General features: G+C 37.3%; 8 protein-coding genes. 3 read left to right on the top strand and 5 right to left on the bottom strand.

Annotated features, from left to right (window positions below; translation table 11 throughout):
• Positions 1–27: 27 nt before the first annotated feature.
• From GMA17_RS06600 to GMA17_RS06610, 3 genes are read right to left on the bottom strand one after another with little or no spacing between them, the layout of a single operon-like run.
• Positions 28–771 (bottom strand): succinate dehydrogenase/fumarate reductase iron-sulfur subunit, encoded by a 744-nt coding sequence (locus GMA17_RS06600; protein ID WP_248400334.1) that lies wholly within the window; start codon positions 769–771, stop codon positions 28–30.
• A gap of 7 nt (positions 772–778) precedes the next feature.
• Entirely contained in the window at positions 779–2,689 is a 1,911-nt protein-coding gene (locus GMA17_RS06605; RefSeq protein ID WP_248400335.1) for a fumarate reductase/succinate dehydrogenase flavoprotein subunit, read from the bottom strand.
• Positions 2,690–2,696: 7 nt separating this feature from the next.
• Positions 2,697–3,356: a succinate dehydrogenase cytochrome b subunit gene (locus tag GMA17_RS06610; protein WP_248400336.1), complete on the bottom strand. Its 660-nt coding sequence runs from the start codon at positions 3,354–3,356 to the stop codon at positions 2,697–2,699.
• A 453-nt stretch (positions 3,357–3,809) separates the two neighbouring features.
• Here GMA17_RS06610 and GMA17_RS06615 point away from each other — a divergent pair, with 453 nt between their 5' ends.
• Positions 3,810–4,403 (top strand): hypothetical protein, encoded by a 594-nt coding sequence (locus GMA17_RS06615; RefSeq protein ID WP_248400626.1) that lies wholly within the window; start codon positions 3,810–3,812, stop codon positions 4,401–4,403.
• On the opposite strand, the gene GMA17_RS06620 is transcribed toward GMA17_RS06615, so the two are convergent.
• Positions 4,387–5,913, bottom strand: coding sequence for a GH3 auxin-responsive promoter family protein (locus tag GMA17_RS06620; protein WP_248400337.1), 1,527 nt, complete (start codon positions 5,911–5,913; stop codon positions 4,387–4,389). The two genes, GMA17_RS06615 and GMA17_RS06620, sit on opposite strands and share 17 nt — an antisense overlap.
• Before the next feature lie 160 nt (positions 5,914–6,073).
• Positions 6,074–7,399: a T9SS type A sorting domain-containing protein gene (locus GMA17_RS06625; RefSeq protein WP_248400338.1), complete on the bottom strand. Its 1,326-nt coding sequence runs from the start codon at positions 7,397–7,399 to the stop codon at positions 6,074–6,076.
• A 124-nt stretch (positions 7,400–7,523) separates the two neighbouring features.
• Between GMA17_RS06625 and GMA17_RS06630 the strand changes: the two genes are divergently transcribed.
• Both GMA17_RS06630 and GMA17_RS06635 read left to right on the top strand, forming a co-directional pair.
• Positions 7,524–7,913 carry a hypothetical protein gene (locus tag GMA17_RS06630; RefSeq protein WP_248400340.1) on the top strand — a complete coding sequence of 130 codons (390 nt, stop codon included), beginning with the start codon at positions 7,524–7,526 and terminating at the stop codon, positions 7,911–7,913.
• Between the two features lie 39 nt (positions 7,914–7,952).
• The gene (locus tag GMA17_RS06635; RefSeq protein WP_248400342.1) at positions 7,953–8,966 is read left to right on the top strand and encodes a TQO small subunit DoxD; all 1,014 of its coding nucleotides are present in this window, start codon (positions 7,953–7,955) and stop codon (positions 8,964–8,966) included.
• Positions 8,967–9,200 lie beyond the last annotated feature (234 nt).

The raw sequence follows: 9,200 nt of genomic DNA on the forward strand, positions 1-9,200 counted from the left end.
ACCAAATATAAGGTGTTTATGTCCATATTAACGACATAGTTTAGCTTTCATATAGCGTGCATTCATTTCGGCAATACTCCGGATGGAAATCTCCGCGGGACATTCTACTTCACATGCCGCCGTAAAGGTACAACTGCCAAAATTTTCTAATTCCATTTGGGCTGTCATATCCAACAACCGCTTATGGGCTTCCGGTTCACCTTGTGGAAGTTTATTTAAGTGGTTTATTTTTGCCGAGGTAAATAAGGCTGCAGATGCATTTTTACAAGTTGCCACACAAGCACCACAACCTATACAGGCGGCGACATCCATAGCGGCATCGGCCACATCTTTGGAAATGAGAATGGCATTAGCTTCGGCAGCTGTACCTGTTTTTGCTGTTATATAGGCGCCTTGTTCCACTATTCTATCGAAGGCCGTTCGGTTAACTACTAAATCCTTAATAACCGGAAAAGCAGCTGCGCGCCAGGGTTCTACAACAATGGTATCCCCATCTTTAAAGCTACGCATATGCAATTGGCAGGTTGTAATATGATCATGCGGTCCATGTGCTCTGCCATTAATAAACACGCCACATTGCCCACAAATACCTTCCCGACAATCGGACTCAAAAGCAATGACTTTTTCGTTTTTTAATACAAGGGTTTCATTCAGATAGTCCAAAGCTTCTAAAAAAGACATATCTCCGGATAATCCATCAACAATATATGCTTTTAAAGAGCCTTGAGCTCCCGAATGGTCTTGCCTCCATATGTTAAAGGTTATTTTCATCTGGTTATTATTTATAACTTCTTTCCGTTGGCTGAATATATTCAAATTCTAAAATTTCTTTATGCAGTTTAAAATCCGCTTCTTGATATTCCCAAACAGAAACGTAAGCATAATCCGCATCATTGCGCTTGGCTTCACCTTCTTCCGTTTGGTATTCTTCCCGAAAATGCGCACCACAGGATTCGTTTCGTTGAAGAGCATCGGTACACATCAACATGGCCAACTCCATAAAATCGGCTAAACGCAAGGCTTTTTCTAATTCAGGATTCATCTCATTTGCGCTTCCTGTAACTTTGACATCCTTCCAAAAGGCGGCTTTAATATGTTTTATTTGAGTAATGGCCTTTTCTAATCCCGCTTTATTCCGACTCATAGCACATTCTTGCCACATAACGTTTCCCAACTCGCGATGAAAATCATCGGAAGTGCGACTGCCATTTATATCTAAAAGTTTTTGAATTTGTTGTTTAACAGAGGCTTCTACTTTGGCGAATTCCGGATGTGTTATGCTGGGACGCTCTGCGTGTAATTCCCCTTCCAAATAATTAGTAATAGTATTCGGTAAAATAAAATATCCGTCTATACTGGTTTGAAGCAGGGAATTCGCCCCCAGTCTATTGGCACCATGATCGGAATAATTACATTCACCTATAGCGTATAAACCCGGAATGGTGGTCATTAATTCATAATCCACCCACAGTCCACCCATGGAAAAATGCGCTGCTGGCGAAATCTTCATCGGCTCATGATAGGCGTTTATTCCTGTTATTTTTTCATACATGGTAAACAAATTCCCATATTTATCGGTAATGGTGTCCTTTCCCATTTTGGCAATGGCATGCTTAAAATCTAAATACACGGCATTTTTCAATGGACCCACACCATGACCCGCATCTATACGTTCTTTTGCAGCGCGCGAAGCAATATCTCGAGGCGCCAAATTTCCAAAACTCGGGTAGCGCCTTTCTAGGTAATAATCGCGTTCTTCTTCGGGAATGTCTTGAGGTTTTCTAGAATCGTCTTTGTTTTTAGGTACCCAAATCCGACCATCATTACGGAGGGATTCAGACATTAAAGTCAGTTTTGATTGCGCCTTACTCGTTTGTGGTAAGGCGGTAGGATGAATTTGAGTAAAACTAGGTGCTGCAAAAAATGCACCGCGTTTATGAGCCTTCCAAATAGCACTGCCATTACACCCTATGGCCAACGTGGACAATCTGAAAACACGAGAATAACCACCTGTGGCTAGCACAACTGCATCAGCAGCAAATCGTTTAATAGCACCAGTTTCTAAATCCCGCGCAATAACACCTTTTGCTTTTCCATTAATAACAACAAGGTCCAAAACTTCATGCCGTGGTAGCATGTCCACTTTTTTAGCGCGAATCATTTTAGATAATTGTGAATAAGCCGCCAATACTAACTGCTGCCCTGTTTGTCCGCGCGCATAAAAGGTACGTTGAACTTGCACACCACCAAAACTTCTATTGGCCAAAACACCACCATATTCGCGTGCAAACGGAACACCCTGTTGCACAAAATGATCTATTAAAGGCGCTGATAATTCAGCCAACCGATAGGTGTTGGCTTCCCGCGACCTGAAATCGCCACCTTTTAGCGTATCATGAAACATACGCCAAACACTATCCCCATCATGTTGGTAATTTTTGGCTGCATTTATACCGCCTTGAGCCGCTATAGAATGTGCACGTCTTGCGGAGTCCTGATAACAAAAACATTGCACCTGATACCCAAGTTCTGCTAATGTAGCTGCTGCTCCAGCGCCTGATAATCCAGAACCCACAACCATAATATTGAGTTTCTTTCTATTGGCCGGATTAATTAAATGCGATTTGGCTTGATAGTTTTTCCACTTATCCTCTAGCCTACCTTCTGGAATTTTTGAATCTAATGTCATGTTCTAACTATTTGAAATAAACGATTATGGGTATAATCCCAAAACCAAGGCTCACAATAATGGCATAAATAAGTGCAATTTTAGCCAATACTTGAAGTCCTTTTTTATGATAAAAACCCAAGGTTTTAAAAGCGGATTGAAGGCCGTGGTGCAAATGAAATCCTAATGGAATCATTAAAATTATGTAGAAAAGCACGTAATAGATATTATGAAATAAGGCATAGGCAACTTCGTAAACATCTATATTTCCGGCCATATCGGTTTTTACCTCCGCACCTATTCCCAATTTAACGCGCGCCCAAAAATTAACGAGGTGAACACCAATAAAAATTAAAATGAGCACCCCTAAAACCCCCATATTTTGAGAAGCCCAACTACTGGTTTCGTTTTTATGATTAATGATATAGCGGTCACTTTTAGAACGCCGGTTTTTATAGGTGATGATGCCCGCATAAATAACATGAAAAATAATAGATAGATACAGTAAATAGGCGACAATCATAATAAGTGTACTCTCTCTTAAAGTGGTTGAATACGCATTGTATAGGCTTCTAGCTGTAGCTTCCGGAAATAGCAAGAGTATATTTGCCGACAAATGAACCATCAGAAAAATACAAAGAAATAATCCTGTTGTAGCAATGATACTTTTTTTAAAAAACAGACTCATGACGGGTTGATTTATCTAAGATTAAAGACCTAAAAAATTACCTAATTAAAATCGTCACTAAAAATAGGGTTTCAATTTGAATAGAAAAAGCATAACAGGAATTAAAAGATATAATAAGGAATGACCTCATAGCGTTTACCAAACAATACAGCTTATTTTCTAGAATATTTCAATAGGAAAACGCAATTATTCATTTGGGTCAAGATTAGCATCTAATCCGTTTAAAAAAATAATCAAAATCGGGTAACTTGTGTTTACAGAATTCATTTAGGAAGTCACGGCGAAAAAGACGCCATTTTAATTTAGTATGATCTATGCGTCTGGATACAATTCCTAAAAATGAAAATCACACATTTTATTTTGGAAGGCAGTGAATTTAGATTCCAAAACGATTTTACAATTATGAGTTATACGAACATGGCTATAAAACCCATTATATTTTTAATATTATTTATGACAACGACGAACAAGTACGCACAACAAACCATTCCTAAATCTATAGAAAAAGAAGCCAAAGCGGCTTTGGATTTTTATCCAACCTTACGCGATGTTGGCATTGAAATTAAGTTTAAAAAAAATATAAAAAAATCCACCATGCAGGCACAGCCTAAATTTGGCAGTTTTTTTAAGCCGAGAGAATATCGCGACTATGTGATTTTAATCAGTGAACGATTTAAAATTTCGGATAAAGAGTTTTCCACTAAAGATATTCCATCGGATATTTTAATAGGCTGGATAGGTCATGAGCTCGGTCATATAATGGATTATCAAGACCGTAGTAATCTGAATCTTATTTGGTTTGGTGTTAAGTACCTGCTTTCCGAAAACCACATTATTGAGGCCGAACGTGCTGCGGATACCTTTGCCGTTGCTCACGGTATGGAATCCTATATTCTAAAAACAAAAGATTTTATTTTGAATAATGCCGATATTACACCTTCCTATAAATTACGTATCGAAAAATTTTATCTTTCACCTGAAGAAATCATGGAGATTGTTAACAAACGGGATGGCGTGGTTCCTGAAGATGCTACTTCTGTGAACTAACAAAGGCCTCCCAATCCTGAAATTTATCTTCTTTCATAACCCGTTCCATTTTTACTTGGCCTCCTTTTTTCTTGTTGGCCGCACTCCATTCATGAAAAATAGCTGGTGGGATGATTTGCACTTTTACACCTTTCAAGGCTTTTCCTCGCGCCACCTTATAATTCTTATTGGCCGCCTTTAAAAAACCATCTAAAGCTTCGGCTACATCATCTGAATTCAATGAATCTTCACTCCCAACATACCAACTATGATAAAATTCATCATCAGCGCCACGTTGTGCACAAATAGTATATTCAGGGATTTTTGTATTGAATTTTTGCTCTAATTGCTGCATGGCATCATCCATTTTATTCACGGATAATTGGGACCCCACCGTATTTAGAAAAAATTTGGTTCGTCCTGTTATTTTTATTTCGGCGCGCTCGACGTTTGTAAATTCAACCGTATCACCAATTTCGTAACGCCAAGCACCACTTACGGTACTAATTATTAATACATAATCTTGGTTGGTTTGCACATCTTCTAAAGTTAGAGAAGGCGCCTTTGGAACCAAAGAGCCATCTTCATTAATATATTCTGGTTTCATAGGAACAAACTCAAAATAGATTCCATTATCAGTCACCAATTGCATAGCATCGGTTTCTGGTCTGGCTTGAAATGCCATAAAACCTTCAGACGCTAAATAGGTGTCAATCACCGTAATTGGCCGTCCCATTAAGGCATTAAAACTTTTTTCATACGGGCTAAAAGCCACACCTCCAGACGTGTAAACTTGCAGATTTGGCCATATTTCGTGAATATGCTTTAAGTTATGTTGCGCAATCACTTTTTCCAACATGAGTTCTATCCAAGATGGAATGCCACTAATGGCGCCAATGTCCCAATTTTTAGCATTGTCGGCTATTCGCTGCACGCGCTCATCCCAATCTTCAATTTTGGCAATATCTTCCCCTGGCTTATAATAACCACGAAACCAAAACGGAATATTACTGGCTGTAATACCACTGATTTCGCCTTCTAAATGCTCTTTGTTTTCTTGTAAATCTGTAGAACTCCCCAGCATCATGATTTCCTTTTCGAAAAAATCGGCTTCAAAATCAAAATTACTTAAAGCAAATACTTGATTGATCCCTGCTTGTTTTATAGCATCTATCATATCATCCGTTACCGGAATACGCTTACTGCTTTTTCCTGTTGTGCCTGAACTTAATGCGAAATAATTCGGATGGCCAGGCCAGGTAATATGGTCTTCCCCATTTTGATAGCGATACCACCATTCTTTTTGAATTTTATTATAATCAAAATACGGAACTGTATCTGAAAAGGCGGTTGCCATATCTGCCGAATCTAAAATAGATTCAAACTTATAATGCTTTCCAAATTCTGTATTTTCCGCTTTGGTAAGCAAATTTTTCAACACCTCTTTTTGAGCTTCTACCGGATTCAATTCCGGCGTAAAGGTGTCTTTAATTTCTATAATACCTTTGATAATATTTCCGAGTATAGCCATGTGGTAAAGTTAATTTTTTTTGTTTTTATTTTCTAATCAAGTCCAAGCGTTTTTTGACTGTAAAAAATAAAAAGTGAACTGAAATTACTAAATATAAAAACTGAACAGGAAAATAAATTCTGTTCAGTTTTTGTTTATTGCCAATTAGAAATTAAACTTGTTAGTGTTTTAAAAATCTAAACGTATGTGTGCCAACCTCTGTTTGTAATTTTACAAGATATGTACCCGTTGCTAATTCGGAAACCTGCAATTCCAATTTAGATGCTGCCGTATTTTGAGCATAAACTTCCTGACCCAACATATTAAAAATGGTTACGCTTTGAATGGTAGATTTATAACTAATATTCAAATAGTCTTTTGTTGGAATCGGGTAAACAGAAAGCGCATTTACTTCAAACGTATCCGTACTTAAAGGCGTTATATTTAATGTAAAATCCAGTGCTTGGCCGTATCCAGGGTAAATGCCTTGACCGAATGCATCAAATTCAATTCCACAAGGATTTATTTCCGCTGGAGAGTCTGAATCGGTATATGTTTTAGTAAGTCTTATGCGTGTTTCACCTAAAACGGCATCAGTTGGCACCAAAACATACATACTGACGCTAACCCCGTCGGTTCCGTTGGTATTGATTAATGTTCCTATTTCGTATATTTCACCCGCATCATCTAAAATATCATTTTGGTTCCAATCTATAAATGCAACAATATCCGTATCAAAAGGACCATACGTGTTTCCAGCGACTTCCAAAGCATAGGTTTCGTTTAACGCTATATTAACCACTGTAGCTGTTTCGTCTATTAAAACAGTTGTGGCATCCGTATTAGCGATGTTAGTTCCTGCAAAATTTACGGATGAAATTTCTTCAACTATAACGTTATCTGCATCTGTAATTTCACAGTAAGGACTTGGAAACGGCAAAATAATTGGTGCTTCAACTAATACCGTAAAATCTAAAGCTTGCCCATATCCTGGATAAATACCTTGACCGAATGCATCAAACTCAATACCACAAGGATTAATTTGAGCAGGCGAATCAGAATCGGTATATGTTTTAGTAAGTCTAATTCGCGTTTCACCTAGAACAGCATCGGTTGGTATAACCATATCAAAAATTACGGATATCCCATCGGTTCCGTCCGTATTAGTCAGTGTTCCTATTTCAAATATCTCACCAGCGTCATCTAACACCTCATTTTGGTTCCAATCTATGAACGCAACAATATCCGTATCAAAAGGCCCATAGGTATTACCAGTTACTTCCATGGTGTATGTGTCTTCTTGCGTTACCGCTATAACCGTTGCAGTTTCGTTAATTAATACAGAAGCCACATCCGAATTTGTTATTGTCGTTCCGCCAAAATCCACGGATGCTATTTCTTCCACGATAACATCTGTAGCATCCGTGATTTCGCAATACGGGCTTGGAAACGTTTGCGCATGCATACCAAGGGATAGTAAAAAAAGCGCTAATGTAATTTTTTTCATAAGTTTTAAAATTTGATTTCAAACAAGTTAGTAAAATTAAACGTAATAGGATGACATACTAATTTTAACAAAATTTGTTAATGTTTTTATTTCTGTTTGAAAAACGAATAGTTTCGCAAATCCCATGATGAAAAAAAATCCATATTCTAATACGTTGTCAGGCATTTTTTTAATGCTTGCCATGTTATTCGCTTTAAGTCCGTGTTCGGCTAAAGAGACCTTTTTAGGAACGATGGACCTCGATTTTCAACGTCCTGCCCACAAAACAATTGCTTCTCATGTTTATGAAATCTGCCAACTAACAACAGTGGATGGATTTGAAGTTGTAAAAACCACTGAACTTCAAACTTTAAAATTAATAGCGACTAAACCTTCTATTAATTTTGCAGATTTATTACTTTATGTACAACTCCGAATTGGCATAAACTACAGTAAAAAAACATCGGGCCTTAGTCCACCACTCTACATATTATATCAATGTTTAAAATTAGATACTACAGCAACTTACGTTTAGTAGTCTCCTATTTTTTTAACATTTATATATATAATTTACATGAAACAATTTTCAAATCAGTCGTATAACACGGCTGGACTTTTTACATTAGCCATCCGCCTAGTTGTAGGATGGACCTACTTTTCAGCCTTTTGGCGTCGCGTAGCATTAGCAAATAAGTTAAACCCTGAAGAAGCGGGTTATATAGGCGAAAAATTCAATCATTTTCTTCCCAACGCATTAGGTATTAAACCCATAATTGAATATTTGGTATTAAACCCAGATGCTTTATGGTGGGCCATGGTTATTTTCACCATCGTAGAAGGTATTGTTGGTCTCCTAATTATGTTAGGGTTTTTCACGCGACTCATGAGTATTGGGGTTTTCTTTTTAGCCATGGGTATTTTGCTCGGTTCCGGATGGATTGGTACCACCTGCTTAGATGAATGGCAAATTGGTGTATTAGGAATTGCCTCCGGTTTCACCTTGTTTCTAAGTGGTAGTGGCCATTATTCGTTAGATAAATTACTCATGGACAAAAGTTATGCCTTTACAGGAACCAAATGGTTTGGCTTTTTAGGTTCAGGCATTTTACCGCTTAAAAATTTAAAACCGATTGTTTTGTTCGGTTCTTTAGCCATTTTTTCATTAACACTGTTTACCAATCAGTATTTTCATGGCGGTGTTTTTGGAACGCTTCATAATAAATCCATCAAACCAAAATTAGAATTAAGCCAAGCATCTTTTTCTAATAACACTTTAGAATTTCAAGTATATCGTGTGGAAGGTGTGGATGTGTATGGTTCCTTTTTAATAGGTTTGGAATTAATGGATTCCCATGGTAAAACAATCCTGTCTTTAAATGGAACTGATTTATCACGATTCCCTGCAGAGCAGATTAATAATCATTATGTAGCGAAAATAAAACCGGGAGTACATAGTTTAATTATTCCATTGGGAGCAAAAGCGGATATCTCAATTCCTTTAAACGAAACGGGTAACAACCCGAATGGCAGACATGTTTTAAAGCTAACCGATATTAGTGGATTAACTTGGGAAATTAATGTGAATTAAAACGCTTGATTTATATTTAACCTAAAAAGCATCCCGAAAGATAATTTATCTCTCGGGACGCTTTTTTTTTAAGAAGAAATATTAATAATAAATTACGTGTGATACATAAATTTCAGATTTAATCAACCACCTAAAATGCAAAATGCATTTCGTCGGATTTATTATAACGTTACTCGACAGAAACTTTTCTACACATCCATAATAATTTACCAATTATAAGCTATTAATCAGAAC

The organism is Bizionia sp. M204 (assembly GCF_023205095.1).
Classification (GTDB): domain Bacteria; phylum Bacteroidota; class Bacteroidia; order Flavobacteriales; family Flavobacteriaceae; genus Algorimicrobium; species Algorimicrobium hallyeonense.

What these genes read in the sequence shown, in the direction of transcription:
- GMA17_RS06620 (WP_248400337.1), bottom strand. Translation starts at nt 5,913, where the DNA reads ATGGCTATACTCGGAAATATTATCAAAGGTATTATAGAAATTAAAGAC.
- GMA17_RS06630 (WP_248400340.1), top strand. Translation starts at nt 7,524, where the DNA reads ATGATGAAAAAAAATCCATATTCTAATACGTTGTCAGGCATTTTTTTA.
- GMA17_RS06610 (WP_248400336.1), bottom strand. Translation starts at nt 3,356, where the DNA reads ATGAGTCTGTTTTTTAAAAAAAGTATCATTGCTACAACAGGATTATTT.
- GMA17_RS06625 (WP_248400338.1), bottom strand. Translation starts at nt 7,399, where the DNA reads ATGAAAAAAATTACATTAGCGCTTTTTTTACTATCCCTTGGTATGCAT.
- GMA17_RS06615 (WP_248400626.1), top strand. Translation starts at nt 3,810, where the DNA reads ATGACAACGACGAACAAGTACGCACAACAAACCATTCCTAAATCTATA.
- GMA17_RS06605 (WP_248400335.1), bottom strand. Translation starts at nt 2,689, where the DNA reads ATGACATTAGATTCAAAAATTCCAGAAGGTAGGCTAGAGGATAAGTGG.
- GMA17_RS06600 (WP_248400334.1), bottom strand. Translation starts at nt 771, where the DNA reads ATGAAAATAACCTTTAACATATGGAGGCAAGACCATTCGGGAGCTCAA.
- GMA17_RS06635 (WP_248400342.1), top strand. Translation starts at nt 7,953, where the DNA reads ATGAAACAATTTTCAAATCAGTCGTATAACACGGCTGGACTTTTTACA.